This window comes from Collinsella aerofaciens (assembly GCF_028207065.1).
Taxonomy (GTDB): Bacteria; Actinomycetota; Coriobacteriia; order Coriobacteriales; family Coriobacteriaceae; genus Collinsella; species Collinsella aerofaciens_AR.
Genome location: NZ_JAQLFP010000031.1, coordinates 1 through 26716 on the forward strand (window position 1 = coordinate 1; position 26716 = coordinate 26716).

General features: G+C 57.1%; 24 protein-coding genes and 1 pseudogene. 13 read left to right on the forward strand and 12 right to left on the reverse strand.

What is annotated here, in order from left to right:
- Positions 1-84: 84 nt before the first annotated feature.
- The 4 genes from PMX72_RS08655 to PMX72_RS08670 all read left to right on the forward strand — a co-directional run bounded on the left by PMX72_RS08655 (position 85) and on the right by PMX72_RS08670 (position 4143).
- Positions 85-1152 carry a glycerol dehydrogenase gene (locus PMX72_RS08655; RefSeq protein WP_117786454.1) on the forward strand — a complete coding sequence of 356 codons (1068 nt, stop codon included), beginning with the start codon at positions 85-87 and terminating at the stop codon, positions 1150-1152.
- A gap of 151 nt (positions 1153-1303) precedes the next feature.
- Positions 1304-2557, forward strand: coding sequence for a 4Fe-4S binding protein (locus PMX72_RS08660; protein ID WP_117786453.1), 1254 nt, complete (start codon positions 1304-1306; stop codon positions 2555-2557).
- A gap of 114 nt (positions 2558-2671) precedes the next feature.
- Positions 2672-3748 carry a redox-regulated ATPase YchF gene (gene ychF, locus PMX72_RS08665; RefSeq protein ID WP_035136922.1) on the forward strand — a complete coding sequence of 359 codons (1077 nt, stop codon included), beginning with the start codon at positions 2672-2674 and terminating at the stop codon, positions 3746-3748.
- 11 nt (positions 3749-3759) lie between these two features.
- Complete coding sequence (locus PMX72_RS08670; RefSeq protein ID WP_117628884.1) at positions 3760-4143, forward strand: DUF1648 domain-containing protein; 384 nt, start codon at positions 3760-3762, stop codon at positions 4141-4143.
- Positions 4144-4152: 9 nt separating this feature from the next.
- Here PMX72_RS08670 and PMX72_RS08675 read toward each other — a convergent pair whose 3' ends face one another.
- Entirely contained in the window at positions 4153-4542 is a 390-nt protein-coding gene (locus tag PMX72_RS08675; RefSeq protein ID WP_271729430.1) for a hypothetical protein, read from the reverse strand.
- Between the two features lie 76 nt (positions 4543-4618).
- On the opposite strand from PMX72_RS08675, the gene PMX72_RS10320 reads away from it, so the two are divergent.
- A complete protein-coding gene (locus tag PMX72_RS10320; RefSeq protein WP_035136926.1) occupies positions 4619-4837 on the forward strand; it encodes a helix-turn-helix domain-containing protein in 219 nt (72 codons plus the stop codon).
- A 321-nt stretch (positions 4838-5158) separates the two neighbouring features.
- Here the strand turns inward: PMX72_RS10320 and PMX72_RS08680 are convergent, their stop codons facing one another.
- On the reverse strand, positions 5159-6172 hold the full coding sequence (locus tag PMX72_RS08680; RefSeq protein ID WP_089572789.1) for an asparaginase: 1014 nt from the start codon (positions 6170-6172) through the stop codon (positions 5159-5161).
- A gap of 266 nt (positions 6173-6438) precedes the next feature.
- Between PMX72_RS08680 and guaA the strand changes: the two genes are divergently transcribed.
- Positions 6439-8037 carry a glutamine-hydrolyzing GMP synthase gene (gene guaA / locus PMX72_RS08685; protein WP_271729432.1) on the forward strand — a complete coding sequence of 533 codons (1599 nt, stop codon included), beginning with the start codon at positions 6439-6441 and terminating at the stop codon, positions 8035-8037.
- Positions 8038-8242: 205 nt separating this feature from the next.
- Here guaA and abc-f read toward each other — a convergent pair whose 3' ends face one another.
- The gene (abc-f, locus tag PMX72_RS08690; RefSeq protein ID WP_271729433.1) at positions 8243-9712 is read right to left on the reverse strand and encodes a ribosomal protection-like ABC-F family protein; all 1470 of its coding nucleotides are present in this window, start codon (positions 9710-9712) and stop codon (positions 8243-8245) included.
- 337 nt (positions 9713-10049) lie between these two features.
- Positions 10050-11258: an MFS transporter gene (locus tag PMX72_RS08695; protein ID WP_271729434.1), complete on the reverse strand. Its 1209-nt coding sequence runs from the start codon at positions 11256-11258 to the stop codon at positions 10050-10052.
- 833 nt (positions 11259-12091) lie between these two features.
- On the opposite strand from PMX72_RS08695, the gene PMX72_RS08700 reads away from it, so the two are divergent.
- On the forward strand, positions 12092-12259 hold the full coding sequence (locus PMX72_RS08700; RefSeq protein WP_157966984.1) for a hypothetical protein: 168 nt from the start codon (positions 12092-12094) through the stop codon (positions 12257-12259).
- A gap of 678 nt (positions 12260-12937) precedes the next feature.
- On the opposite strand, the gene PMX72_RS08705 is transcribed toward PMX72_RS08700, so the two are convergent.
- The 5 genes from PMX72_RS08705 to PMX72_RS08725 all read right to left on the reverse strand — a co-directional run bounded on the left by PMX72_RS08705 (position 12938) and on the right by PMX72_RS08725 (position 18210).
- Positions 12938-13768 carry a class I SAM-dependent methyltransferase gene (locus PMX72_RS08705; RefSeq protein ID WP_271729435.1) on the reverse strand — a complete coding sequence of 277 codons (831 nt, stop codon included), beginning with the start codon at positions 13766-13768 and terminating at the stop codon, positions 12938-12940.
- 114 nt (positions 13769-13882) lie between these two features.
- Complete coding sequence (locus PMX72_RS08710) at positions 13883-14488, reverse strand: class I SAM-dependent methyltransferase (RefSeq protein ID WP_271729436.1); 606 nt, start codon at positions 14486-14488, stop codon at positions 13883-13885.
- The gene (locus PMX72_RS08715; RefSeq protein WP_271729437.1) at positions 14475-15104 is read right to left on the reverse strand and encodes a class I SAM-dependent methyltransferase; all 630 of its coding nucleotides are present in this window, start codon (positions 15102-15104) and stop codon (positions 14475-14477) included. Before PMX72_RS08715 ends, PMX72_RS08710 begins: the two co-directional genes overlap by 14 nt.
- Positions 15105-16323: 1219 nt before the next feature.
- On the reverse strand, positions 16324-16743 hold the full coding sequence (locus tag PMX72_RS08720; protein WP_271729438.1) for a YjdF family protein: 420 nt from the start codon (positions 16741-16743) through the stop codon (positions 16324-16326).
- A 504-nt stretch (positions 16744-17247) separates the two neighbouring features.
- Positions 17248-18210: an Abi family protein gene (locus PMX72_RS08725; RefSeq protein WP_117583312.1), complete on the reverse strand. Its 963-nt coding sequence runs from the start codon at positions 18208-18210 to the stop codon at positions 17248-17250.
- A 202-nt stretch (positions 18211-18412) separates the two neighbouring features.
- Between PMX72_RS08725 and PMX72_RS08730 the strand changes: the two genes are divergently transcribed.
- From PMX72_RS08730 to PMX72_RS08755, 6 genes and pseudogenes are all read left to right on the forward strand, one after another.
- Positions 18413-18643: a hypothetical protein gene (locus PMX72_RS08730; protein ID WP_128619958.1), complete on the forward strand. Its 231-nt coding sequence runs from the start codon at positions 18413-18415 to the stop codon at positions 18641-18643.
- Between the two features lie 447 nt (positions 18644-19090).
- Positions 19091-19264, forward strand: a complete 174-nt coding sequence (locus tag PMX72_RS08735; RefSeq protein WP_255413609.1) for a type IV toxin-antitoxin system AbiEi family antitoxin domain-containing protein — start codon at positions 19091-19093, stop codon at positions 19262-19264.
- Between the two features lie 169 nt (positions 19265-19433).
- Positions 19434-19667, forward strand: a complete 234-nt coding sequence (locus PMX72_RS08740) for a hypothetical protein (protein ID WP_271729439.1) — start codon at positions 19434-19436, stop codon at positions 19665-19667.
- Positions 19664-19996 carry a nucleotidyl transferase AbiEii/AbiGii toxin family protein gene (locus PMX72_RS08745; protein WP_117583308.1) on the forward strand — a complete coding sequence of 111 codons (333 nt, stop codon included), beginning with the start codon at positions 19664-19666 and terminating at the stop codon, positions 19994-19996. Before PMX72_RS08740 ends, PMX72_RS08745 begins: the two co-directional genes overlap by 4 nt.
- Positions 19996-20166 (forward strand): annotated as a pseudogene (locus tag PMX72_RS08750) (IS30 family transposase); the annotation flags it as partial. The gene PMX72_RS08745 and the pseudogene PMX72_RS08750, both read left to right, overlap by 1 nt.
- A 58-nt stretch (positions 20167-20224) precedes the next feature.
- A complete protein-coding gene (locus PMX72_RS08755) occupies positions 20225-20587 on the forward strand; it encodes a hypothetical protein (protein ID WP_117583307.1) in 363 nt (120 codons plus the stop codon).
- A gap of 26 nt (positions 20588-20613) precedes the next feature.
- Here PMX72_RS08755 and PMX72_RS08760 read toward each other — a convergent pair whose 3' ends face one another.
- The 3 genes from PMX72_RS08760 to PMX72_RS08770 are packed head-to-tail and all read right to left on the reverse strand — an operon-like array spanning position 20614 to position 26071.
- On the reverse strand, positions 20614-21174 hold the full coding sequence (locus tag PMX72_RS08760) for a restriction endonuclease subunit S (RefSeq protein WP_118065718.1): 561 nt from the start codon (positions 21172-21174) through the stop codon (positions 20614-20616).
- Between the two features lie 21 nt (positions 21175-21195).
- The gene (xerA, locus tag PMX72_RS08765; RefSeq protein ID WP_117583305.1) at positions 21196-22188 is read right to left on the reverse strand and encodes a site-specific tyrosine recombinase/integron integrase; all 993 of its coding nucleotides are present in this window, start codon (positions 22186-22188) and stop codon (positions 21196-21198) included.
- A gap of 37 nt (positions 22189-22225) precedes the next feature.
- On the reverse strand, positions 22226-26071 hold the full coding sequence (locus PMX72_RS08770) for an N-6 DNA methylase (protein WP_271729909.1): 3846 nt from the start codon (positions 26069-26071) through the stop codon (positions 22226-22228).
- Positions 26072-26716: the final 645 nt, after the last annotated feature.

The window sequence follows — 26716 nt, forward strand, 5'->3', positions numbered from 1 at the left end:
AACCTGACCCCATCGCACCAAGTTGGTGCAAAGGGGTCAGGTTACTTTGCACCAATCGTTGTTTGATGAAGGGCGGATTCTCGTATGGCGCTTCCTATGGTTTACGGCGGTCCCGGCCGGTATGTTCAGGGGCCGGGCGAACTTTCGCGTCAGGGCAGGTATTTGTCATGGTTGGGCTGCGCTGCCTATGTCTTGTTTGACCAGGGCGCCGAGGATCGGCTGTGCAGGCAGATCGTCGATGGATTTCTGGATGAAGATCTAAGCGAGCCGTTCTTTAAGATTTACAACGGTCCGTGTACGGAAGATGCCGTTGTCGAAATGGCCAAGGAAGCCCAGGCCGAGTATTGCGACATGGTGGTGGGCATTGGCGGCGGCAAGATGCTCGATATCGCAAAGGCCGTTGCGTTTTATGCTGAGCTGCCGTTGTGCGTATGCCCCACGGCGACTTCGATGGACGGTCCGTGCAGTGCGATTTCGGTGCTGTATCACGAGGATGGGTCGTTCGACCGCTACCTGATGCTCGAGAAGAATCCAGATCTGGTCGTGGTCGATACCAACGTGGTCGCGGCGGCCCCACTGCGTATGACGGTCGCTGGCATGGGCGATGCGCTGGCAACGTACTTCGAGGCGCGTTCGTGCGCCGCGGCGCACGGCGCCAACGAGCACGGTGGCACGCCGGGGCACTTGGCCCTGGTTGCGGCTCGTGCCTGCTATGACACACTCATGGAGTGCGGCGTCGCTGCCAAGCGCGATCTCAAAAAGGGCCGTATATCGCCGGCGGTTGAGCGCCTGATCGAGTGCAATATTCTGCTCTCGGGTGTTGGCTTTGAGAGCGGTGGCCTAGCGCTTGCCCATGCCATCGCCAACGGCCTGACGATTCTGCCCGAGTGCAAGGCCATGCATGGTGAGGCCGTGGCATTTGGCCTGGTGGTGCAGCTGCGCCTGGAGCGTGCGCCCGAGCTTGATCAGGTGCTCGAGTTTTGCCGGCGCGTCGGTCTGCCGACGACGCTCGAGGAGCTGGGCCTTGGCGAGATTTCCGATGCCGATCTGCTGAGCGTTGCGGACGCAACTTTTAAGAACGAGCGTAACATGGCCAACGAGCAGGCCAAGGTGACCAAACAAAAGCTCGTGCAGCTCATGCGCGAGGCATAGTTTGGCGCTTGATTGGCCTTGTGCAATCGAGGCGGCGATAGGCCATGGGCTATTTGCCGCAAAGATGCTCCGCGTGTAATTTGCCCGAGGCGTGGGCCGATAGCGTATCATTATCTCTTGCTTGTTTGCACTGCTCAGGGAGGGGCCGCGCATGGCGCAGGAACACGATCTGTTTGATGACATTATCGAGATCAGCAAGGGTTTCGACTTTCTTAAAAACCCGCTTGGCGGTGTGACCGATGCGCTCGATCCGTCGGCGCCGCAGTGGAATCCTGCTGACTACAAGGAGCGTCCGCGCGGCAACACCATTCCGTGCTTGACCTGCAAAAACGAAAAGAGTGGCTGCACCGCGTGCATGGACGTGTGCCCGGTCAACGCCATCGAGGTCGAGGAAGATGCCATCGAGATCCTCGATTCCTGTCGCAAGTGTGGCCTGTGCGCCGCTGCCTGTCCGACTGAGGCGATCATCTCGCCGCGCCTGGCGCCCAAAAACCTGTATGACGACATTGTCTCGGCAGCTACGAGCCACGAGACCGCCTACGTTACCTGCACGCGTGCCCTTAAGCGCATGCCGCGCGAGAACGAGGTCGTCGTAGCCTGCGTGGGCGATATTACAGCCGAGACCTGGTTCTCGGTACTGGCCGACTATCCCAACGTGAGTGTGTATCTGCCGCTGGGCGTGTGCGATAAATGCCGCAACACCGGTGGCGAGGACATGCTGGGCGAGGCGATTGCGAAGGCCGAGGAATGGGCTGGTACGGGTATGGGCCTGGAGGTCGACCCCAAGAGCCTCAAATGCCATAAGCGCCGCGAGTACGAGCGCAAGGAATACATGGAAAAGATCGCCCGTACCACGGGCCTTACCGTGACAAAGCTCAACCCGGCGACGGCGGCACTGGCTTCGGTGACGCAGAAGCTCAAAGCCCATCGCCATCAGATTACCCAGCTGGAGCGCACACTCAACACCATGTGCGGTACCACGACGACCAAGCGTCGCCGCTCGCTCACCCATGGGCGCCAGCTGGTACTCTCGACGCTGCAAAACCACCCCGAGCTTGCCCAGAACATGCAGGTGAGCACGCCGGAGTGCGATTTTGACAAGTGCACGTCGTGCGGCGAGTGCGTCAATGTATGCCCCACGTTCGCCTGCGATTTGGTGGGAAGCGGCCGCTTTGCGTTGGAGTCCACGTATTGTTTGGGTTGCGGAGCCTGCGTCAAGGTTTGTCCCGAACATGCGCTCAAGCTGGTCGAACACGATGCGTCCAACTTGGTTGTCGTCGACCCCGAAGCCGAGGAAAAGGCCGCCCAGAAGGCGAAGGCTCACGAAGAAGCTGAGAAGGTCAAGGCCGAGGCAAAGGAAAAGCTCAACAAGGTGCTCGACCAGGTGGAAAAGCTCGCAGACTAGTCGGCGACCCCAATCTCTGCTTCATTTGCGCCGCCGTGGCGCCCGGGTTCGCCTGGATGCTGCGGCGGCGCTATACTTATGCAGTTTGAAGTACCTGTATCAAAAGGAGCTGTCGTGTCCCTTTCCATCGGTATCGTGGGCCTGCCCAACGTGGGCAAGTCGACGCTGTTCACCGCGCTTACCAAAAAGACCGGCCTTGCCGCCAACTACCCGTTTGCCACGATCGACCCCAACGTGGGTATCGTCGATGTGCCCGATAGCCGCCTGCAAAAGCTCGCCGACATCGTCAACCCGGGTCGCATTGTGCCGGCTACGGTCGAGTTCGTCGACATCGCAGGTCTGGTGAAGGGCGCTAACGAGGGCGAGGGTCTGGGCAACCAGTTCTTGGCAAACATCCGCGAGACCGACGCCATCTGCGAGGTCGTGCGCTACTTTAAGGACCCCAACGTCATGCGTGAGGTGGGCCGCACCGGCGAGTTCGTCGATCCCGCTGGCGATGCCGACACCATCATGACCGAGCTCATCCTGGCCGACATGGGCACGCTCGAGAAGCAGCTGCCCAAGCTCGAGAAGGAGGCCAAGCGCGACAAGGAGCTCATGCCCAAGTTTGAGGTCGCCAAGCGTCTGCTTGCCTGGCTCAACGAGGGCAAGCGCGCCGCGTCCATGGAGATGACCGATGAGGAGCGCGCCGCCGCCAAGGGCCTGTTCCTGCTCACCATGAAGCCCATCCTGTATGTGGCCAACGTGGACGAGGATATGCTTAACGACGATCTGGCGCCCATCGATGGCGTCAAGCCGCTGCCGATTTGCGCCAAGATCGAGGCCGAGCTTTCCGAGCTCGATCCCGAGGATGCGGCCGACTACCTGGAGAGCTTAGGCCTGGAACAGCCCGGTCTGGACGTGCTCGCGCAGGCCGCTTACAAGCTGCTCGGCCTGCAGTCGTTCTTTACGGCCGGCGAGATGGAGGTCAAGGCTTGGACGGTACGTCAGGGTGCGACCGCCCCGCAGGCTGCCGGTGTCATCCACACCGACTTTGAGCGCGGCTTTATTAAGGCCGAGGTCATTGGCTATGACGACTACATCGAGCTCGGCGGCGAGCAGGGCGCCAAGGCCGCCGGCAAGCTGCGTATTGAGGGCAAGGACTATGTCATGGCCGATGGCGACGTCGTGCACTTCCGCTTTAACGTGTAAGGACGACGCACATGTTTAAATATGGCAAAAAAGCCGGCTACATGGGTATTGCGCTGCTCGTGCTTGCGGTGATTCCACTGGTGGTCGCAGCGTGTGTTATCCCCAACATCGGTCCCGAGGTGGCAACAAAGTTTAATGCCGCCGGCGAGGCGACGCGCTGGGGCAAGAGCTACGAGTTGCTGGCACTGCCGGTGCTCAACCTGCTGCTGAGCGTGGCGACGTACTTTACGGCAGGACGCCAGGCTAAAAACAATGATGACTCCGCCGCCATGGCGCGTATCGTGTGCGAACGCTACCTGCGCAACGGTTGCATCACGGGTGTGTTCCTCAACGTGGTTAACGTTTACTTTATGTACTCGGCTATTACCGGAACGGGCTTTGGCTTTGGTTTCTAACTTGTTCTTCTAGGCAACGAGCCTGCACGCATATTCAATGGCTGCTGCGAGGCCGCCGCTCGATCGTGGTTTAAAGACCATGTCGGCGGCGGCCTCGTTTTCGTATCCGGCGCCGCGAAGGGTGAGCGCGGTACCGGCTTCCAGGAGAAGGGGCAGACTGCGTTGGCTGGTTGCGATTACGGCAGCCTGATTGAGCGAGCAGCTGTGCGCTTGGCATTGGATGGCAAGTTCGCCTTGCGCCGGGCAAGGGACCAGAACGGCGGCGACGCGACTTGATAGCAATGCAAATGCTGTGCGCTCATCGGGCGAAAGACATTCTGCTTCAACGACGACGAGCTTGGGCGGTGCGCTGTTTGTGCGAAGCGTGGCTCGGTACGTGCGGACCGAAGAACCCGACATAGAAAACTCCTGTGTATTCGGCAAAACGTAAACTATAGTTTACGTTTATGTTCGGCTCCATTTCAAACTCGTCTGCATGGACGAACGTGCTAAACAGATTCTTGGCAGGCGGGTCGAAGAGACACGCAGGGACCTTGGTATCTCCAAGGTTGATTTTTGTGTGGCGACAGGAATCAGCCGACCCTACCTCGACCGAATCGAAGATGGGACGGCAAATTTCACGCTCAAGGTTCTATTTAAGATCGCACCCGCACTCGGCATGACGGTGTCAGAGCTTCTCGAGGGCATCGAATAGGGCGTTCCCCCGCTGTATTTGACGCTCTTTGGGCGGGTCCCCCTGGTTGCGATGTGCAAAATCGCGAGTATTCAGCACCAGTTCGGCCGTAGATGGTAGCTCGAGCGGCTGGCTTTGCCTTTTTGACAGTAGATAATCCACACTCTAAATAAAAATGAGGAATAAATATTTACTAGACGGACCCTTCGTCCTAAAAGTTCGTCTAATAATCGGCCGATTCTATGCCTCCGGAGGAGAAATTGCAGAATACTCCGATTTTTGCACGGCCCGAGGGGGACCACCTGTCGTTTAAGGCTGCGATAAGTGGAGCTGCCTTAGGGATTACGCCATCGGGATGCGGTCGTGGTTGACTTGGCTGTAGAACAGGCGCTGAATCTCGGCCGCATCACGTGACTGGCCGAGTGCCCACATGGTTTTGGCCACGAGCGTCTCGGTGGTCATGTCGTCGCCGCGCAAAATGCCCGGATGATCGGCGTAGGCACGGCCGACCTCATAAACACCCAGGTCAAGGCCCTCTTCGGGGACCTGCGTGGTCATAACGACAGTGCGACCCGAATCGACCCAGCGGAAAATTGCCTCTTGGAACGACTCGCCCGACTCACCAAACTCGGGGATACCGCCAATGCCAAAGGTCTCCAGAATCACAGCGTCGTAGCTATCGGCAAGAGCGTCCAGGATACCCGGGTTCACGCCGGGTGTCAGCTTAAGGACAAATACGCGCGGGTCGATGCTGTCGTAGAAACGAACCGGGTTCTCGTCCTGGTGAGTGCCGTGGAGTCCGTTGCGAACGATGCGGTCGTTGCGGATATAGGCAATGGGCGGATAGTTGACGCTAATGAACGCGTTAAAGCTCATGGTGCGCTGCTTGCGGGCGCGCGTGCCGGCAATGGCTACGCCGCCAAAGACAATCGAGACGTCGTGCGAATGCTCGTCGAGCGCATAGAGCAGGCTCTGGTACAGGTTGAGCTTGGCGTCGGTAAAGGGATTGCCCATGGGCTTTTGCGAGCCGGTGAGTACGATGGGCTTGGGGCTGTCCTGAATCAGATAGGAAAGCGCCGCCGCGGTGTAGCTCATGGTGTCGGTGCCGTGCAGAATCACGAAGCCGTCGTGGTCGGCATAACCCTCGACGATGACGTCGCGGATACGCATCCAGTCGCTCGGACGCATATTGGTGCTGTCGATGTTCATGGGCTGCACGACGTCGAGCTCGCAGAGGCCCGAGATCTCGGGGACGCTCTGGGCGAGCTCCTCACCGGTCAGGGCGGGGGAGAGGCCGTTGCCGTCCTCGGTCGATGCGATGGTGCCGCCCGTGGCGATGAGAAGGATGCGCTTCATGCTGGTATTCCTATCGTATTTGCCGCCGCAGAGGCGGAGTCGTTCGGCAGTATTGTGGCACAGGGCGTCCAATGTTCAAACGTATTACATCATCTGTAACGTTTGGTAACACTTCAATTGCCGTCAAATAGGCCCCGGTCGTGCGTTTGCCGTGCGCTGATGGCTGCGAGGGACGAGAAACCCCATATAACGTGTACACTATGTAAGCTGTTTTCGTTTATTCGCGCGGGTGGGCACAGGCTCCCCGCCAACAAGAGGGGGAAACCATGGATCAAAAGGCTTCCGCAAAGGTCCTCGTACTCGACTTTGGTGCGCAGTACGGTCAGCTCATTGCCCGTCGCGTCCGCGACCTCAACGTGTATTCCGAGATCGTTCCCTGCGACATCTCGGCCGATGAGATTCGCGAAATGAACGCCTCTGCGCTCATCCTCTCTGGCGGCCCGGCTTCTGTGTATGCCGAGGACGCTCCGTCCATCGATCCCGCCATCTTTGACCTGGGCCTTCCCGTTCTGGGCTTTTGCTACGGCCATCAGATCACGGCCGTGACGCTCGGCGGCAAGGTCGGTCACTCCGAGGTGGGCGAATACGGCCGCGCCACCATCACGCGTACGGCCGGCGCCAAGCTCTTTAACTCCACGCCTATGGAGCAGACCGTGTGGATGAGCCACCGCGACGCCGTGTCCGAGGTACCCGAGGGCTTTACCGTTACCGCCAGCACCGACGTGTGCCCGGTTGCCGCCATGGAGTGCGTCGAGCGCAAGATCTTCACCACGCAGTTCCACCCCGAGGTCAAGCACTCCGAGTACGGTCAGCAGCTGCTGAGCAACTTTCTGTTTGAGATCTGCGGCCTGGAGCCCAACTGGAGCATGGATAACCTGGTCGAGACCATGACAGCCGAGTTCCGCGAGAAGGTCGGCGACGACCGCGTGATTCTGGCCCTGTCCGGCGGCGTCGACTCCTCCGTCGTGGCTGCGCTGGGCGCTCGCGCCGTGGGCAAGCAGATGACCTGCGTGTTCATCAACCACGGCCTGCTGCGCAAGGGCGAGCCCGAGCAGGTGGAGGAGGTCTTCACCAAGCAGTTTGACGTCGACTTTATCCACGTCCACGCCGAGGACCGTTATGCCGAGCTTCTGGCCGGCGTGACCGAGCCCGAGGAGAAGCGCCGCATCATCGGTACGCAGTTCTGGAAAGAGTTCTTCGCCGTGGCGCAGCAGCTCGAGACCGATGGCAAGCCGGTCAAGTACTTGGCTCAGGGCACCATCTACCCCGACATCATTGAGTCCGGCGCTCGCAAGACGGGCGGCAAGACGGCTACCATCAAGAGCCACCACAACCTGATCCCGTTCCCCGAGGGCGTGCACTTCGACCTCATTGAGCCGCTTGATCACTTCTTTAAGGACGAGGTCCGCGCGCTTGGTCTGGCACTGGGCCTGCCGGGTCGCATCGTGTTCCGCCAGCCTTTCCCGGGCCCGGGTCTGGCCATCCGCATCATCGGTGCGGTCGACAAGGAGAAGCTCGAGATCCTCAAGAACGCCGACGCTATCGTGCGCGAGGAGCTCGATGTCTACAACCAGCGTCTGTTTGAGCAGACCGGCGAGCGCAACTCCGAGCACAGCTGCTGGCAGTATTTCGCGGTCCTGCCCGACATTAAGTCCGTTGGCGTTATGGGCGACGAGCGCACCTATCAGCGCCCGATCATCCTGCGCGCCGTCGAGTCCAGCGATGCCATGACCGCCGACTGGGCCAAGCTGCCCTACGACGTGCTGGCCCGCATTTCCGGCCGCATCGTTGCCGAGGTCCCCGGCGCCAACCGTGTGTGCTACGACATCACGTCCAAACCGCCCGCGACGATTGAGTGGGAGTAGGCTGGCAGGGTTCTGACCTGCACTTTTGAGTGCTGCACTGTGCCGCTGAGTTTCGTTTCGTACGAGAGTCATGACAAAGCCACCAGCGACGGAGATGAGTAAAAGCGATTAAAGAGCCTCCGTTCCCTGCGTTGGGACGGAGGCTCTTTCTTTGCCGTTTTACTCCCTTGTCTCCGTTCGGGGATTATTTCCTGCTCATTTAGGGCTATTCGCGCTGAAAGATTTTGACTAGCTTGGTGTCCTTTATTTCGTAGACAATGTCTGCGACGTTCTCGACCAGCCTCTTATCGTGGGAGACGAACACTATCGTTCCGGCATAGGCGCTCATCATCTGCTCGAGGGCTTCGGCGCTCTTGATGTCCAGGTAATTTCCAGGCTCGTCCATGAGCAAGATGTTGTATCTGCCCAGCAGCATCTTCGCGAGTAGCAGCTTGATGACTTCGCCTCCCGAGAGAACGCCAACGTCCTTTGTCAGGTCGCGCGGTCCGATTCCCATAGAGGCGAGGATGCCTCGAATTTCGGTCATGCTGTACTCGCAACCATTCTGCATGAACGAGATCACAGACTGGCGGGCGTCGAACTTGTAACCTGTCTGTTCGAAGTAGCCGATCTCTGCTTTGGGAGAGATGTTGATACCGTCGGCGCGTCGAACGATTGCCTTCAGCAGGCTGGTCTTTCCTGTGCCGTTGCCACCGGTGATGGCCACTTTGGCACCGAGCGGTATCTCGAATTTCGCGTGGTCATAGAGCACGCAGTTGCCGAAGCTCAAGCTGAAATCATCTGCCGAGATGGGAAATTTGCTGTGCAGTTCCAGGGCCTTGCTCTGGCGGAAGCGCACGGCGCGAATGCTATCTGGGGCCTCGATCCCTTCGAGCGCTTCGAGGCGCTTCTCCATGTTCTTAGCTGCCTGATGCATTTTCTTCTGCTTGGTGCCGGTTGTTTTCTGATGCCCCAAGCGACCTGCATACTCGCTGCTTTTTTTCGCACCCTTCCGCTTGGCGTCGACCTGCCGTGCTTTTTTCCGCTGTTTTTCGATGGCGGCTTCGAGGCGATCGCGCTCGCGCATCGCCTCTTCGTATCGAGTCGCCTGAGCTTTGCGCTCTTCTTCTTTCTGTCGCAGATAGTCGGAGTAGTCACCCCAGAATTCGGAAATACCGCCGTCTTTGAGCTCCCAGATCTTGTCTACCACCTGGTCGAGAAAATGACGGTCATGGCTCACGATGAGCAGGGCCCCATCAAATGCCTTGAGTTGTCCGACGAGAAGGCGGATGCCGTCTTGGTCGAGGTGGCTCGTAGGCTCGTCGGCGAAGATCGCGCTTGCATGCTGGGAGAGCACAGAGGCAATCTTGGCGCGTGTTTCCTCCCCGCCGCTCATCGTCTCCTGCGCCACTTCGGCGACGTTGAGACGGGAGAGCATCTCGCCGTTGTCCTGAGCCGCATCAAGGTCGAGTTCGTCGAGCTGGCCGATGAGGGCAATGCTGCCGAAGCGCCTGACGTCGGCGTCCGCAATGGTTAGATTGCCGCTCAGGATTTTTAGCAGGCTGGTTTTGCCTGCACCGTTGTCTCCTACCAAGCCGATGCGATCGTAGGGGTAGATTTCCAATTCTTCGATGTCCAGAATATCGCGGCCGGCATATTCCAAAAAGATGTCTTTAGCTTTGACTATGAGTTCCATAAGTTGAACCACCTTTTGTGTATTGTCGTTTTCTGGAAGCGCAGCCATGCCAATAAAGAATCGTTCACGTCGATTTTTCGCCTTTGCCCGATCGCCGGCGTGAGCGTTTTGGCCTTGCGCAAGCCGGCAAATCCGAAAATGATAGTTGGCGGCGAATAAGGAGCGCGATGTGGGATGTCGGCGCAATACCTCGTCGTCGCAAGGGCTTGAAGGCTGACGCGCGAACCGATGGCCGCCGCCTCTTTTTTCGAATGCTTGGGCTATTGAATCTGCCCGGAATCTTTTTTCCCCACGTTTCGGACGCTTGGAGCGAGAAGCATCGCCAACGTAAGCAGTGTCATGGTCGCTCCAGAACCGACGGACCACAACGGAGCTCCGAGCAGGTCCGCAAAAACGGAGGGGCTGCGAGGCCCATGGGCATGGCCCACGCCATAATGGTTCCATAGAGACCAAAAACGCGGCCTAGGTACTCAGGAGGTATCTGCTCCTGCATAAGGGCAGTCTGGGTTCCCGCGTACAGCGGGGAGCATGCGCCCATAAGAAAGCTCGCCGGTAGGAAAGCGGCGAACAGCGACGGGCCGAGCAATCCGGATGCGATTGCGACGACGCCGAAGCCGGCGATCACGGCGACCATGGTGAGCGACCTATTGCGGAACCCTCCCGTGGCCGCCAAAATGCCGGACCCAGCCAGCATGCCTGCGGAGAAAAGGACCTCCACCAAAGCAGCATCCCCCGTGCTACCGCCGAAATGTCCCAAGGTCATTATTGGGAACAATGCCGCGAGTGGGGAGAACGCGAAAGCGAAGACGAACCCGCACCAAAGAAGGGCGAACAGCCCCCTGTATCCCCTGATCAGCTTGTAGCCGTCCGAAATCTCAGAGAAAAGTTCTCGAACTTTATTGGAAAAGGACGAGCTGCGGTCGGCTTCGTCGAGTCCTCCTGCGTCTATCTGAGCGGCGAGGACAGCTAGAGAAGCGAAAAGCGCCCCCAGCACGTCGAGGGCAATCATGGCGGTAATGCCCGCCACAGGATAAATCACTGCCGCGAGCGCGGCGCCAAGAATGTATCCGGCGGACTGAATCGCTTGCATCACTCCCGATAGGCGAACGAGATGCTCTGGCGGGGCGAGATGGGGCGTGAGGGATTGGGAGGCCGGCGTGTAGAACGAAGTGCCAGCTGCGCGGAGAAGCAGGGCGATGAGTATTGACCACGCAGGTAAGCTGCCGGCCAACGAGGCAATCGCCAAGGCGGCGCCCACCGCGGCAACGAAGAGGTCGGCGCCGATGAGAACACGTTTCAAAGGCAGTCTGTCGACAACGGCGCCCGCAAGGACTCCGAACAAAGCAATCGGCAGAAAGCCTGCTAACGATGCCAGGGAGAGGAGGGAAGATGATCCTGTCGTGAGGGCGATATGCCAAATGAGACCCATTTGGAGAATCGAGCTCGTCAATGTCGACACGAGCTCCCCGCCCCATACGAAACAAATCTTAAATTGCCATGAATGGCACAGCGAAACAGACCTGCGCCGAGAGGTTTCAAACATCATGGTTATGTCCAATCGTGGAATGGCGTGCAAAACAGCGCGACGCCATAACAGCGCCGCTTTTTAGGCGCTCATCCACGTGCGGAAAAGACCAACCACGACACCCCTCCTTCGCTGACTCAGTTCGGCAAACCACGCAATTTTAAGGAGGCTGAAGCTCGTTTGTCAAGGATTGCCTGTCGGCAAGGACAATCCTTTCTGGCCATTCGATCCCTTTTGTATCTTTGGTTGCATAGGTGACCCGCCAGGGCTATTACGCGTGGAAGAGGCGCCTGCCGAGCTGGCCGATGAGGCGCTGAAGATGGCCCTGGTCAGGCGAAACGATCCCAAGGGATGCGTACATCATTCGGATAGTAAGAATGTTGCCAGCAGGTTTTGCGGCAACCGCAAAGGAGCCGTATCCTGCAGCTGGAATCACGTTGCAGCATCCTGACCCGCATTCCGATTGGCGGACGGCCCGCTTCGGCATCCTGACCAGCACAGCGATCGAGCCTTGTCATTCCTTGGATATGCCGGTTGCTAGGGCGGTCCCGACGGAGGCCCTCGCCTCCCCGGTCCGTGACCCAAGAAGGGCAAGCATGCTGATCTGCATGGCTGGTTCCTCCTTTATGTAGACGACCATGCAAAGAAGGGACAACCGAGGAGGCAGGTTACTGATGCGGGCTCCCGCACGCCCATGACTACCCGACGAGCTGTTTTTTATCTCCGATGCCCGCATTGCAGTATGAACGAATGTGCCTCGACATCTCTGCTGGCATGGTACGACTGGGATCGCTCCTCGACGCATCCTTGCGCATACTGCCTTCCAGGTTTCGAAACCGGGAAGGAGAGTGTATGTGAGCGACGATATCGGCGCCGATTCGACGCTCGAGAGGGAGATTGCGCCGATTCTATCCATCGGGGATGCATTCCCGAAGATTCTCATCACTCGCACGAGGCATGAGCCCCATACCCGGGAGGGCGTGCTCGTGCTGAATTTCGCGAGGTGGCTGCTTGGCGGGTAGGGTTCTGAACGTCGCATTGGGATATCGCGCGACAGGGCACGCAGGGCTGTTTGTGCCCGCACGGGAAACGCCGTCGCCATGCGGGCGGCCTGTCGTGTCCGATTAGCCTTTTGCTAAACAGGCTTACGCCAACTCATGGGCAAGCCACCTGAGACTATTCACTTTGCTTATCGTTGACAAAGACCTGTGGCCTGCGGTTTTGTGAACGGCTCGTAAGCCACCCGCGTCGACTCACTTACTGTTGAAGCTGGTGGCTTGCAGGCTCAAAGGCGGTTGAGTTTCAAAACGGGCGTTTTCGGCGATATCGAGCCTCCAAAGGCGGCTCTCCGTGCCCCTTGGGACAAAAATAAAAACTCAATACTCTGAGTTTGAAAATGGTTTTTGAAGTTGTCCCAGCTTTTGTCCCCGAAGCCGATGAAACGCGACGTCGCGTCATTCAGCGACACTCACTTCGAGATGCCGCCGAAAACTGGGTGCAACTGGAGTGACGAGACGGCAAAACTATAACCACCGAGTGGGAATAGAACAGACGTTCGATAAAATGCTATAGTATCAGATAGCGGGCACGGTTTCAATTGAATCCGTGCCCGCTGCTGTATGCGTGTCCCTGCACGCCCAATATGCGCCGTAAAAGCCGTCTTCTTCGACGTCAAAGTGAATGCGCTTCGTTTTTGCCTCTCAAAATCTTATTTTCACGATTTGCATTTTCATCCCGTTGTCACCGACCCTTGCGAGAAACCGGAAAAAGCCGCTGACAGAAGAGTCCCTCAAATCGTTGTAACCCAGCATGTAGCCCCGGCTGGTGACCTGCAAGCGGCTATCCCACGCACTAATCTCTTTGGGAGCGTCGGAAACCGCGAAATACGCGCCCACATCCTTGATCTTCGCGCTCTTGAGCCATGTCTTGGCAATCATCTTTACCGCCGTTCGGTTCGCCGCATCAAACACCAGCACACCGCCGGGGAAAGCGTCCTCCATCCCCCGCACCAGTTCCCGGACCTGCTGGGTCAGAAAGTAATAGAACACTCCGGAGGCAAAGAACACCGCCCCGCCGGAGGCATCGATTTTGCCAAACCATGCGGTGTCTTTCAGGTCGCAGGGGATATTTTGTTCTCGATCCCCGGCGGGCAGCAGCTGCTGCCGCAAGGCAATCACATCCGGGAAGTCCAGATTGTAGATCTTGCATCTACCGTTGTCGCAGGTTCTGCCGGTGTTGTCCAGCCCGCAGCCCAGATTGACCACCGCCGCATTGGGGTGGTCTTTCAGGTAATCCCGCACCTCGAAAGCAAGATCACCCTGCCGCATGGCCACCTCCAGCGCACCAAAGCGCTGCATCAGGCTGCGGGAGTTTTTCTCTGCCTCTGAAAAGTCGTAGTCGATCTGGCCGAGCAGACGAACCGCTGTTTCATCCTTGTAAAGGTTCGGGTACAACTCCGTACACAGCTTCCGGGAATACAGCGGGAGGATCAGCGTCTCCTGCACGGTGTTTTTCTCAATTTTACATTTCATAGGTTTCTTCCTCAGTGAATAAAAACTGTCATAATTGCCGCCAGCACAGCCGCTATGACCGTCATGCCTATCGCCATGTGCAGGATGGATGAAAAATGCCCGTGCTTGATGCCCTTACTTCTGCGCCGTGACGCAGAGCCACCTTTTCTTTTTGCGTATCTGCACCTCGTGAAAACCCGCCTGCTCCAGACATGCCTTTAATTCAACGTCCTTATAGATGGTCATGCCGCCGATGATCTGCGTCCACCTCTCGTCCTTGTCCGTATCGCCATTGCTCTCGTTGCAGATGAGAATTGTCCCGCCTGGCTTCAGCGTCCGCCAGACCTCACGGAAGCATCGGGGCAAATCAGGCCAAAAATAGACGGTCTCAAAGGCCGTGGCGGCATCGAAGTAGCTATCCTCAAACACCATATCCGCCACACTGCCTTGCAGAACGGCGCAACGCCCCTCCTGAATTGCAATTCGGTTGAGCTTTCTAGTCTTCTCCACGCTGACGGGCGAATAGTCGACGCCCTTGACGACGCCATGCGGGCATTTTTTCAGCAGCCGTTTTATGTTCGCCCCGCCGCCGCAGCCGCAATCCAGCACCTTGGCATTTGGCGCAAGTCGTAGAAATCGAAGTCCCCACCGCGCCACAGGGCTGTGGCCCAGGTTCATCATGGCAACCATAAGTTTTCCGCCGAGGCCCACGGGCTTGCGGGTGTTTTCAAAGAACGACATCTGCCCCCTCCGATTTTGTGCATTCCGCATAGGTCAACGGGAACGAGGCCTTCAACACCGCGCTTTTCTGCACCGCCCAGCCGTTTTGACGCAGGAAACGTAGGTATTCCTCGCTTGTCCACCTGCTGTGGAGGGGGAATCCCGCCATACTCATGAAAAAGGCTTTTGCCTTGCCGGAAACCGAGTTCTCCGCGTGGGTGAAGGTTGGCGCGATGAGCACGCCGTCGTCCTTCAGCACCCGCCTGATTTCTTGCAGGGCCTTTTCCGGATGCGGCACTATGTGAAGCGCGTTGGACGCAATCACCACTTCGAAGGACTTCTGTGCATAGGGCAGGTGGAACATATCTTGTACGGAAAAGTGCAGCTTTGCGGATTGAATGTCCCGTTTTGCTTCAAGGATCATCTTTGCAGAAGCGTCCGTAGCCTCGATGTGTGCCGCCGCATTCACGATGCTCTTTGCGATAAGCCCCGTGCCGGTGGCAACCTCCAGTACGGTTTTTGCTTTCACTACCGGCCGGATCAGCCCATACATCTTCTCATACGCCGCCCGGTCCTTTCGCATGAAACGGTCGTACCGACCGGCATTCTTGTCCCAGAAGCCCTTGCGTTCGTGCATGGCTATCGCCCCCAAACAGTTAGAGCCATCTAACTATAACACACGAATCATACAGTAAGATAATGCTAACCTTTTTTCTTGGCTAAGATGCATCTCTTCGGTTTTTGCTTATAACAGCGCGAGTCAGATACTAGGCTGGAGCTGAAGAAGGAGCTTGGCGGACAGGTAGGTCGATACCGGTTCCCGGAACGGTGATCCAGCCAATTACACCAGGGCTCTAGTCATTGAGTGGGAATAGAAAATTCCTTAGTTATGGGGGTAAAAATTTGATTCCCTTTAGGATAAATCCCCATGACTATATGAATTGACCTGCTGACTTTAATGAAGATTGGAGGGTAACGGCCAGGGGTGACGGCCCAGCGAGTGCTATTTTGCGAGCTATGCGCATTGAAAGCGACCTCTCGTGGTATAAACTACTTGCCGGAAGCTGCGGCTTTCAGAGTACGGCTTACGTGTACGTTTAACCTCCGTGGGCGATGGGGTGCCGCAAAGCGTAGAATATCGCCCACCTGTAGGGGCCCGCAGCGATGCGGGCCCCGCTTCGTATGAAGGGGGCGTAACCGATGAAGATTGTATCCATCCCCAGGACTTCTTCGTCCACGCCGAGGGCGACCGCGAGCTCATGCTTAAGCACAATCGTCCCTGCATCGTAGTGGTGAGGCTGCGTTTCCGCGGGAAGCGCAGGGACTTCGCCGTGCCGCTGCGTTCCAACATCGCCCCTAACGTGCCCAAAGACCAGTACTTTGCGTTGCCACCCCGCCCCACGACGCGCCCCAACTGCCGCCACGGCATCCACTACATCAAGATGTTCCCCATAACCAGGCCTACCAGCGCCGCTTCAGGACCGAGGGCTCGGCCTACTACGAGACGCTCCAACGCATCATCGACGGCAGCACCAAGCGCATTGTCTCAGAGTGCCAGGCATACCTCGACCGCTACGAGCAGGAGGGAAGGCCTCGCTTTGCCGTCGACATCGACCGCATCGTGGTGCTGCTGGAGGGCGAGAAGTAGGGCACCTCGGCTCAGTCTCGAGCCATACAGAGTCGCTCCGCATTTTTGAACGCCGTGTGTGCGTCCCAAATACTTGAGAAACAAGCTGTGAAGTGCGGCGGCGCGCCCGTGCCCGTGCATAGCCGTCACCATCAGCGTCTACGCGGCGTCGGCTTCAAGTGGAACTGGCCCCACTGCTGTATATGGTTTGCCTTGCTGCACATGGCGATCAATGCCCGCGATGCTTCTGCTTGCGCTTCAGCTTTCGCTGCTCGAAGCGCGCCTCCGCCTCATCCGCGCGGCGTTGGCTTCTTGCGCGGGCTGACTCCCGTTTCATTGTCTCCCGCTGACTCGCGAGCACCTGCTGCGCCCTGGTGCCCATCGCCGGCTGCTTAAGGGCCTTCGACGCCTCGCGGGCGCGGCGCTTGGGGTTCCTCGCGGGCTTGCTCGCCTCGGCGGGATCGTCACCGAAGAACGCGAGCTCCGCCCATTTGCTTGTAACGAATCGCAGGATTTCCTCATCGGACGGTTCCGCGCCGAAGACGATGCGGGCGGCGCCGTATCTGCCGTCCTCGACATGCTCCGCCAGCCCGACCCAGAATTGGCTGTCGTGATATACGGTCAGGGTGGATGACACGCTGATCTGCATGGTTGGTTCCTCCTTTATGTAGATGACCATGCAGAGAAGGGACAACCAAGGAGGCAGGTTACTGATGCGGACTCCCGCACGCCCACGACTACCCGACGGGGACTGTGTTTTCATCTCTGATGCCCGCATTGTAGCACGCGCGGATTTACGATGTTGATCGCCGGCGCCTAGGCGGAGATGAAGGCGGTTCGATCTAGGTCAAGCCGGTCGCTCGTTCATGAAGCGGCTGATTCCCTGAAAATAAAAGGCGCCCAGGAGGACACCTACAGGCTATCTTCGAAATACTTGGTTTGGGGCAGACGGAGGAAAAAATAGGGCAGAATCGCTCTCACGATCCCGCCCCGCAAACCCGAGGGTTTCTAACTGGCTCCATTATTCCGGGCTTCTCAGTTCTGTCATTGACCCAGGTATCACCCGTCTCTTATAGCGAGTGAATATAAAAATAGGGCAGAGTCGCTTGCGCAAGTCCGCCCCTAAAACCGTGAAGGTTTTGCTATCTGCAGGCTATTCTACCAACCCGAGCGATTCTGTCAACCTGCGAAGGAACTCGAGCGCGGAGCGAGCTGCGGCGTCGGGCCCCTTGTCGGGCAGCGCCTCGGTTTCTCCGTCGGCCCTGGCGAACATCTCGGCGAGCTCGGATGCGGCGCGCGAGCGCGAGGAGCCCTCGGGTACCAAGCCGGAGTGCGCCACGAGCACGGTCGCGACCTCCTGCATGGCCGTATTCCCCATCCACTTCCTCCTGGTCGCCTTGGGGATTCCCACGGCGGCGACCCTTCGGGAGACGCCACTGGACGCCGAGCCCCGGGCGGCGCCCCTCTCGGCGAAGCAGTTGATCAGGCACGAGCCGTGCGCGGCGCAGTTGCGGACGGACTTCACGCGCTTGAGGTCGTAGTGGGAGGCCTCGAAGCGCCTGTCGCCCCATCGCCTGGCGCAGAAGCGCACGAAGTCGATGAGGGTGCCGAACGAGGTGAGCTCAAGGAAGGCCCAGGCAGGCATGTCGCCGGAGTACTTCGCGTAGAGGCTCGAGCTGTAGGGGCTGCGGCCGCTCATCTTGAGCTCGCGCAGGCGGTACTCCCTGTTTGCAGTGGTAAGCGATGCCATGTAGTCGGCCACGATGGCGTAGCCATCCTCTCCACGGTCCTCCATCTCGCGAAGCAGTGTCACCTTCTGGAAGTGCTCGATGTCGAGCGTCATGCCGAGCAGGGCGTGGCGTAGCTCCTGGTCGAGCGCCGCGAGCAGGCGTAGCTGGCCGAAGTCGAGGTCTACGTAGCGGCCGTCGCGCGGGCCTCCCTCGTATTTCGAGAAGAGTTTGCGATAGGATGCGAGCTTGAAGAAGTTGCACTTGTCGCGCAGGTAGTCCTCGGCCTCTTCCTCGGAACACAGCTCGAAGGCTACGCCCTTCTGCTTGAGGTGCTCTATCTGCTGCTCGATCGTGAGGATCGGCTTCCTATCGTGGGGTTCGGCCATGCTCGTTCTCCTGTCATAAAAAGTATTGCCTATTTTACCAGCATGTTCTCGACATTCGGTGAAGGCCTCATCGTCGACTCATGGGCAAGCCGCCTGATACGACTCCCTTTCCCTGCCAGCAGCGCAGTCGCCTGACCTGCGGCTTTGGAATCGCGTTGGAAGCCGCCCTCGACCAATCATTTGCAGTTGTTGCGAGTGGCTTGTGCGTGATGCTGCGGTTGAGTTCCAGAAACGGGCGATTCCGCCCAATCGGGCATCCGAATCACGGCCGGAAGCTCCTTTGGGACAAAAACAAAAACTCAAAGCCCTGAGTTTGAAAAAAGTTTTTGAAGTTGTCCCAGCTTTTGTCCCCGAAGCCGACGAGACGCGACATCGCGTCATTCGGCGGCACGCGTTCCGTGTCGATGCCGAAAACTGGGTGCAACTGGAATGACGGGACGACAGAACCAAAGCCACCAGCGAAATAGTGGGAATAACAGCCCTCGAACCCTTTGGTTCGAGGGCTTTCTTTTTGCATCTCTACCTGGGAAAACGACCCAATTATTCCCGTGTGTCCCTACTGGGCGGTACAACGGAGTACTCGGCGGTACGGGAATAATTAGGCCCTGCGGGAATAATTCACAATTCGGGTCCCCCGAAGGCCGATTTCGAGCGGATGAAACTGACTTGAAACTGCGAGGCGGATTCAAGCCCTCTTCAATTGCGTTCGCCCAGGTCAACAAATGGGAATAAAGAAATGCGAAAATCGGTTTCCGCAGTTTCAGTGACCCCGAATGCCGCCGAATAACGCCGTGTATTCTGAGCGTATTGCTTGCATTGTTGCATTATTTTCCACAATGCAAGCATGGAATAAATCGAAGTCATACGAGCCACCAACGACATCGCCTCTTCCCAAAGGGGGCTCTTCACATCTGTGCAGGCGAAGGTGCTCGGCGTCGAGCGGTACGCGCTCTCGAGGCGGGAAGGGCTCGGCAACATAGAGAGGCTCGCGAAGGGCGTCTACCGCATGGGCGGCTCGCCGAGCACGCGGGAGGAGGACGTCCTCGCGGCCTGACTGTCGATCGACCCGGGGAGGCGCCCCGTCGCCATGGGGGCGACGGCTGCATGGCTCTACGGCATCGGCGAGGTCAGCCCCTCGCCCTACGAGTTCTGCACGCCCGAGAGAAAGCAGACTAAGCGCCCGAACCTGATTCATCAGGAAGCGCCGCCTCGACCCGAAGGACGTGGCGATCGTCTCGGACATCCCGGCGACGAGGCCCTGGCTCACGGTGGTGGACCTGATAGACTCCGGGGAGGAACTGAGCCTGGTCGCGAACGTGCTCGCGGACGCGCTCGAAAGGGGCCTCGTCGAAGACGAGGGCGCGCTGAGGGAGAAAATCGACGCCGGGGGGGCAAAAGCCGGGATGCCGGCGGGGGCCAGCCTGTACGATTCGTTAGCTAGGAGGCGGGAAGAATGACGTACGAGAACGGCGGTCAGCTCGACAGGGCCCTGAAGAGGGCCGTTCGCGACAGGGGCGGTGACCCTGGGGACGGCTGTCGTCGGGCTTTGCGCGACCGGTTCCTGCGCAGGGTGTTCAGCAACCCCGACGGCCGGTTTATCCTCAAGGGCGGAAGCGGGCTGCTCGCGCGCATCCCCGACGGCCGCGTCACGCGCGACATCGACTTCGCGACGGCATCTGTGTTTGATAGCGTTCAATTTACGGGTTGGGGCTGCGGTGGAAATCCTGGACCAAAAGAGGACCAGGATTTCCACCGCAGCCCCAACCCGAAAATCAGGCTTGACTAAACACAGACGGTCTGCTGCGCGAGTACTTCCCGAAGGGGACCGGCTTCTCTGCGGTCTCGGACGAGGAGGTCGAGCGGGTGTACGATGCCATCAACCGCAGGCCCCACAAGCGCCTGGGGTTCAGGACGCCCTACGAGGTCCACTACTCAGGGGTGTTGCAGTTGCTCTGAGAATTCAAGCTCGAAAAGGCGCAAGCAAAGGTATCTTGACTACGCTCTAAAGCGTGGCGTGAAGTCCGGCATCGTTGACGCGCTGAGGCTTCAGGGAATTGCCGCGAGCGAGGTTGATGCAGTTTCTGTTGTGGTTGACGAGCATTCGACTTCGATCGACGGAAAGTACAACCTGGCAGAATCGGTTGATGAGGAGCTGCGCTGCGGCATGTTCAACCCAACGTGGCAGACCTCCTACCCTCCTGTATTTAGCGACTGGCTGCCCAAGATTCCAGTCTCCTATGTCGACTCCTCCAAGGTGGCTATGGTGAGGGCGGCTGACGTGACGGCGAACTGGGCATTTATGGCCGAGCGCGACAAAGAGACATATCCGCGAGCCTACGAGATGCTATCAAAGGCGACGGTCCTCGGGCTTCTGTAGCGTTGGACATGTAACTATCTGTCTTTTCAAAAGCCGTGAAGATCTTGGTGGATGATAAATTGCGATTTGTCCGCCTCGGCAGCGAAGTCGGCGAACTCCTGTTGGAGGGACAACGGGGGAATTGCAATGGGAATAGCGGCCAAGTCTGCTGCGCTGATATTTGCCTGATGGACACTTCCCTTCGCTATATTACGAAGGACTCGCTTTCCTTCCTTTGAATTCAGGTAACCAGATACATATTCGGCAGAGCTGTGGTCAGCGAACCTTACGCACACGATGTACCCAGCAATAACCATGGTCTCTGACTGATGAAAAACGCAAGTTTTCCCAACCTTGTCAATGCTGTTGGTTCGATTAAAAAGCATATCGCCATAGCGGACGGTAGCATTTTCGAGAGCTTGGCCCTTTAGGGTGATTCGCTTTGTATCGGTTAGGTCAAGGATGCCGTCGTCGGTGATATTGTTCATTCGGATGTAGACATAATCGCCATCGGCGCCGGCTTTTGCTGAAGTGCCGTAGTGCATTTCTATGCTGTAGTTGCCGATTGTTTCGATTGGCCATGATGCGTGTGTCTTGGTTCTAAACATCTCGACAAACCGTGATTTGACTTAACAGATATACCTTCTATGAGAGTCCCTTACGTTGTCCTGATCGACCATTGCGTACATCAACGTTGTATCAATCTTTTGATGGCCAAGCAGCTTCTGCACCTGCTCGATGGGCATTCCTTTTCCAATTGCTTTGGTGGCCAGCGTTCTCCTGAACTTATGTGGGTGGACGTGTTTGACGCCTGCTTTTGTTCCCAAGGAGCGAAGGCGGAGCTCGACTCCGCTTACTTGCAGCCTAGAACTCGGCTTTGTGAGACTACAGAATAGCGCGGCGACGTTATCGCTGCGTTCTTGCAGGTAGTTGTTTAGGTGCAGCTTTGTAGTCGCATCAAAATAGACGACTCTCTCTTTGTTGCCCTTTCCGAGTACAATGCACTCTCGCCGATTTAGATCAACGTCTTCTCGATTGAGCGAGACGAGTTCGCCTATTCTCATCCCTGTTGAACTAAGAAGGTTGATGATTGCCAGATCCCTCTTGCAAGAACAGGCGTCTGTGAGGGCTATAAGTTCTTCATCAGAATATACGGACTTGACCGTTCTCTTTGAGCGAATCTTTTTAATGCGTCGTGCAGGGCTTTTGAGTATATGGTTCTCGTCTTCAAGCCAAGAGAAGAATGACGACAGGATGCGCCTGACGTTGTCGACGGTGATGCTCCCTGCGTTATTACCCATGGGATATTCGCTCAGGTATGTTCGTAAGTCATCTGAACTAATCCGGACAATTGGTTTTTTGATTGCTTCGAGCGCCCTTGTAAGTGTGGCCTTGTAGTACCTGATGGTCTTAGGCGAGCATCCCTCGATGGTTTTGGCTGCGAGGAATCGCTCCATGTACTTTGAGGCCTCGTCTTCGACATTGCTGAGCGCGTTCACTTCAAGTTCGATGCCCCTGAGTTCGCTCATAAGGACGCTCTCGAGATACGAAAGCACTTCGCCGCTAACGAGTGCCTGCATTTTTGTGAGAACCGCGTTTGCTATTTCGATCGTCGTGTGCATCAGTTCCTCCCATCCCGATATGGATGGGAGGAACGTATCACGCGAGGAATCGGTCTAGAAGGGCGTCGCGCTCTGCGGAAAGGGCGTCGACCTCTTGCTCGAGTGCAAATTGCGATTTGTCGACCTGAGCGACGAAAGAGGCGAACTCTTGCTGAAGCTCAAGGGGAGGCAAGGGAACCGTCATTCTCTTTAGAGCTTCTTTGGTAATTGCCTCCCTTGTTGCTCCAGCCGCTCTTGAGCCGTTTAGCAGGAGTCTCTGATACGAATCGCTGATCAGCACCGTGTTCAATAGCACCGGCAGCATCCGTTTTTGGTCGACTCTGACAATTGAGACATGCTGATTAACACGTCCACCAGCCAATTCATCTGGCAAAAGACATGAACGAGCAACCGAAGCGCCAGTAATATTCAGAAGCACGTCACCCTTCATCAGCGTGACGCCTTCTAGTTTTGCGGCTTGTTCATCATCAATACAAGCAAGGTCCTTCCACACGAAACGACCGTTGTGAACATTCGTACTTCTGACCAGCGGAACACCTTCGGCCTTGTATGCCGTTTTGCCACCTCGTGGCGTTGCTCCGGAACCCAACTTGGTACAGAGGTCTTCAAGCCTAACGAAAGGCCATTTTTTACCATCGACCGGATCGCCAAATACCTCTACAAACCGTGATTTGACGCTCTCCTTGAGAGCGGCGATTTGCTGTCGTTTGCTATTGATTTCATCTGTTAAGCGATTGAAATCGTCGATGAGGGCTCTCTGCTCGGAGAGCGTCGGGACTGGGATGGGGTATTTGAGCAGCTCATCCTTGTCTCCGCGAGGCCTGCCGGTTCCCGTGAAGGTGGACATATCGTAGTCGAAGAAGTCCTTCTGCCACAGGAGCAGATGGAGAAACTCGGGCAATAGGCTGTCGGTATTTATGCTTCGGAATACCAAAACGTCCTTGGAGCACGCCCCATCGCGGTCTGCGAGCCAAATCTTCTGCAGATAGGGGCGAATATTGGAGACGAGCGTGTCTCCCTTCTTGTATGCGGTGCCAGCACTTGCCGGAAGCTCTCCACTATAGGTGGTTATGCCGCCACGGTTCTTGACCATGTTTTCCGTTGTTACGTAAGTGTCGGTGGTGATGGAACTCTGGGCCACGCTGTTGGTAACGTAGGATGTGATGTCTCTAAGCGTCTTGACTACGGTGCCCTGGGCGAACGAGCGGGGCTTGTAGAAAGAGCGGGGAATCGTAAGAGTCTCGTCGAACTTATCGGCATCAAAGTCAATGAAATCGGCGGTCTTGGCATAGTAGTAGTACTGGGCAAGGTCGCCGGGCTCAACCTGCTCGCCGGAGAACCATGCTCTGATGATGCCGCTTAGCGAGTTCGTGTCGTCCGATTCGTTGTCCGAATAGAGCACGCCCTCACCATCGATGGGCTGTATCCCCTCGTTGCCTTTGCGATTGCTCCATTTGTAGCCAAGGAAAGAGGCGATTTCCTTGGTCGTGTTAGGTGAGTTGATGATGAGCGTCTGTTCACCGCAGACGAGACCCCAAACGCGCAGGCGTTTGCGCTCTTCCTTGTGCGCATGGCGATAGAACAGCTCGTTCTCTGCTTTGAGCCGTGAGTTCTTGTCGGCCGCCTTCCAAGTCTTGCTCTTCCGAAGGGTCTTGAGCTCCTTCGATGATTCGAAAAGATGGCAATAAACGCTGAAGTGGCGAGTGTTTGCCCATTCGTTCCAGTTAGCCTCTCCTGCGAGAAAAGCCCGGTAAGTATCTCCGTCTACATTAATTGTGCCGAGATAAGCGTTGAAAGCGCTTTCGTCTCTCCAGCCAGTGAGCTTCCTGCGCTCAAAAACAGCGTCAACGAAATCAAGTGCGTTCGCATTGCGGGGCGGGATCTCGTCAAAGCGACGTAGGAACATAATTGCGACGTTTGTTCCTGTGGCCGCGAATGTGCCTGATCCAAACCTGGCGATGGAGACGATCTCGAAGGAGCTCAAAAGCACATCGCGTGCGGCCATGAAACTCGAGCTCGTGCTCTTGTCGAGGATCGAGGTGGGGAGGACGATGGCGGCGTAGCCTCCGGGCCGAACAAGCTGTGCCGCACGCTCGACAAAGAGGGTCTCGATTTCCGAGCCGCTATCGCTGATGGTTTCCAGCACTTTGAGTTCGTTGTTGTGAAGCTTGAGATGCGGTTTGAAGGCCGCGACAGAGTACGGGGGATTGGCGACAAGAATGTCGAAGCGTCCCCTGTCGGTTCGGCTGTCGATTCCCTTGTCGGGATAATTTTCAAGTCCGTCGCCGAAGACCACGTTGCTCTGCCCTGCGCCATGCATGTAGAACGAGACCTTGGAAACGCGAGCGAGTCGATAGTCCTTCTCGATGCCGACGAGATTGTCTCTGACCCAGTCGGCGTCTCCGAGGTCATCCTCTATGGTCGGATCATATTGGCATGCGGCGTCGGAGATTTCTTCGAATCCTTCTGTGAGAAAGTGCCCCGCGCCACAGGCGTAATCGATAACGCGTGGATAGTGCACGGCACCAGCCTCGTCCTGCACGATGCTGTCGAGTGGGAGTGACTTCCAAATAAAACGGGTGATGGGCACAGGTGTGAAGAATTGGCCCTCGTTTTGCTTAAAGCCCTGATTAAGGAGCTGTTCGAAGAGGTCGCCCAAGAATTGAATGTCTTGAGTTCCTACGATGCGATACGGCTGTAGAAGTTGCACCGTCTCTACGAGTACCTTGCCGTTCTGAAGAAAGAGTTCCTCGTTGTGGACGTCTTTGAACGCAAAGTCATTGTTGGTATAGAACTTGAGCTTGCGCAGCGTGCCGTTCAGCTCCTCGATGAGCTTCTTGCGGTGCTGGCCCGTATAGTTGCTTATGAGGTTTTCGGCGTAGTCGTTGGGAACGTACAGGACCTCTTCCCGCATGAGCTTTCTCATGCCGTCTGAGTGGAGTCTCTGGAGCCTGTCCTGGAGCGTTTCGTAGGTGTCGCGTCCTTGGCGGTATTGGAACTCAATCTCCTGGGTTGGCATTTTCGAGAGCTCGTCTTGGAGCTTCGCGATAAAGAGCGCGATAAGGCGATTGAAGGCGTTCTCTTTATCGGAGACGTTGTTGTGGCGGAGGATTTCCTCGAAGCGGTTGACGATGCTGTCTTCGGCCCTGAAGTCGACAAGGTCCTTCTTGAGAAGGGGAGGAACCATCGGGTGGTATGCCGTCGACCTATCGCCAAAGAGGATGTTTCCCTCGACTTGTTGGTTGTACGTTTCCGTCCAAACTTGATGGAGCTGTTCCACTGTATGGGCGTCGCGGTAGAGCGCAATGGTGTCATCGCGTTTGGCGAGCGCGATGAAGTTCTCGTCATCGCTGCAGTTAATTGAAACCTGGTCTGGCACGATTTCGTTGTTGATGAAATCGCATGCAAAGAGTACCAACCAGCGAGTCGCGCGCTCTTGTTGCCAATAGGAGAGGAGTTGCCCTCCGTCTGACTGCATGTTCTTGAATTCGTTTTTGAACTCGGTTCCAGGGGTCTTGCATTCGACGATTGCGAGTGTGTCGCCCCTCTCGTCATTAATGCAGATATCAGCGCGGCCGCTCTTTTGTTCGTGCCCAAGGGCCCATTCGCGCTCCAGCTCAAGTGATTCGGGGCGATATCCTTTGTCGAGGAGCATGGTTACGCAGGCGAGTACGACGAAGTTCTCGTTATCGGAAAAGTTACAAGTTGTGTCTTTGTTGACTTTGAACCCCAGGTCTTTCGGGTAGCCGATGCGTTTCTTGGAAAAATCGACCGTGATTTGCGCGCTGGTCTCTTCCCAGGATTTCTGATAAACGGTGCCGTCGCCCGAGGGCTCGTAGCACAGAGCCCTAAGTGCGTCGCGAAGATTGTCCAGAGTAATCATCTAATGTCTCCGTAGCTGCGAGGTGAAAACACAATTCGCTAATTTTATCGCAGAGGGCGCCGTAAGAACGTAGTGTGATTGGCGGTGCTGCTGCTTGCCAGGGCATTTGATTGGATGATGACGCGCACGGGGCGGGATTCGCCAGTCCGCTAAGCCACGCTGGCAACAGTAGCGTACCAGGCGGTTGCTTGCAGAGATCCTCACGCGCGCCGTGCTTGAACCACTGGAGGTACGTGTTTCTCGTCGTGCGTCCATCGGTGACCGATCCGCCTTTTACTAAACAAGTTTATCGAGCGCGCGAAGCGATTGAGCCAATGGCGAAGCTCCAACTTATTCGTCAACTCATGGGCAAGCCACCCGAGACTACTCATTTCTCCTACTAGCAATGAAGGTCTGCGACCTGCAGTTTTGCAAACTGCTTGAAAGCCACCCGATGAGATACCCCCGATTTCCACTTGGAATCGGGGGTATTTTTATTTACAGGCTTTAGCCTGTGCGGGGCGCGCAGCGCGCCGCATCAGAAACCACCCGCTATGCGGGTGGGGCCAAACGGCTTTACAAAGCCGCTCCCTCGCCGGACACTTGCGATTGTTCAGGCCGCAAGGAATCCGAGTCGAGAGGGCGGTGGTGGCGTATGGCCCAGAA

Bases quoted from the DNA above. Each gene is read 5' to 3' on its own strand.
- PMX72_RS08725 (WP_117583312.1), bottom strand. From the start codon at position 18,210: ATGGCCGAACCCCACGATAGGAAGCCGATCCTCACGATCGAGCAGCAG.
- PMX72_RS10320 (WP_035136926.1), top strand. From the start codon at position 4,619: ATGGACGAACGTGCTAAACAGATTCTTGGCAGGCGGGTCGAAGAGACA.
- PMX72_RS08655 (WP_117786454.1), top strand. From the start codon at position 85: ATGGCGCTTCCTATGGTTTACGGCGGTCCCGGCCGGTATGTTCAGGGG.
- abc-f (WP_271729433.1), bottom strand. From the start codon at position 9,712: ATGGAACTCATAGTCAAAGCTAAAGACATCTTTTTGGAATATGCCGGC.
- xerA (WP_117583305.1), bottom strand. From the start codon at position 22,188: ATGCACACGACGATCGAAATAGCAAACGCGGTTCTCACAAAAATGCAG.
- guaA (WP_271729432.1), top strand. From the start codon at position 6,439: ATGGATCAAAAGGCTTCCGCAAAGGTCCTCGTACTCGACTTTGGTGCG.
- PMX72_RS08675 (WP_271729430.1), bottom strand. From the start codon at position 4,542: ATGTCGGGTTCTTCGGTCCGCACGTACCGAGCCACGCTTCGCACAAAC.
- PMX72_RS08745 (WP_117583308.1), top strand. From the start codon at position 19,664: ATGACGTACGAGAACGGCGGTCAGCTCGACAGGGCCCTGAAGAGGGCC.
- PMX72_RS08720 (WP_271729438.1), bottom strand. From the start codon at position 16,743: ATGCAGATCAGCGTGTCATCCACCCTGACCGTATATCACGACAGCCAA.
- PMX72_RS08680 (WP_089572789.1), bottom strand. From the start codon at position 6,172: ATGAAGCGCATCCTTCTCATCGCCACGGGCGGCACCATCGCATCGACC.
- PMX72_RS08715 (WP_271729437.1), bottom strand. From the start codon at position 15,104: ATGCACGAACGCAAGGGCTTCTGGGACAAGAATGCCGGTCGGTACGAC.
- PMX72_RS08695 (WP_271729434.1), bottom strand. From the start codon at position 11,258: ATGATGTTTGAAACCTCTCGGCGCAGGTCTGTTTCGCTGTGCCATTCA.
- PMX72_RS08710 (WP_271729436.1), bottom strand. From the start codon at position 14,488: ATGTCGTTCTTTGAAAACACCCGCAAGCCCGTGGGCCTCGGCGGAAAA.
- PMX72_RS08760 (WP_118065718.1), bottom strand. From the start codon at position 21,174: ATGTTTAGAACCAAGACACACGCATCATGGCCAATCGAAACAATCGGC.
- PMX72_RS08770 (WP_271729909.1), bottom strand. From the start codon at position 26,071: ATGATTACTCTGGACAATCTTCGCGACGCACTTAGGGCTCTGTGCTAC.
- PMX72_RS08660 (WP_117786453.1), top strand. From the start codon at position 1,304: ATGGCGCAGGAACACGATCTGTTTGATGACATTATCGAGATCAGCAAG.
- PMX72_RS08705 (WP_271729435.1), bottom strand. From the start codon at position 13,768: ATGAAATGTAAAATTGAGAAAAACACCGTGCAGGAGACGCTGATCCTC.
- PMX72_RS08670 (WP_117628884.1), top strand. From the start codon at position 3,760: ATGTTTAAATATGGCAAAAAAGCCGGCTACATGGGTATTGCGCTGCTC.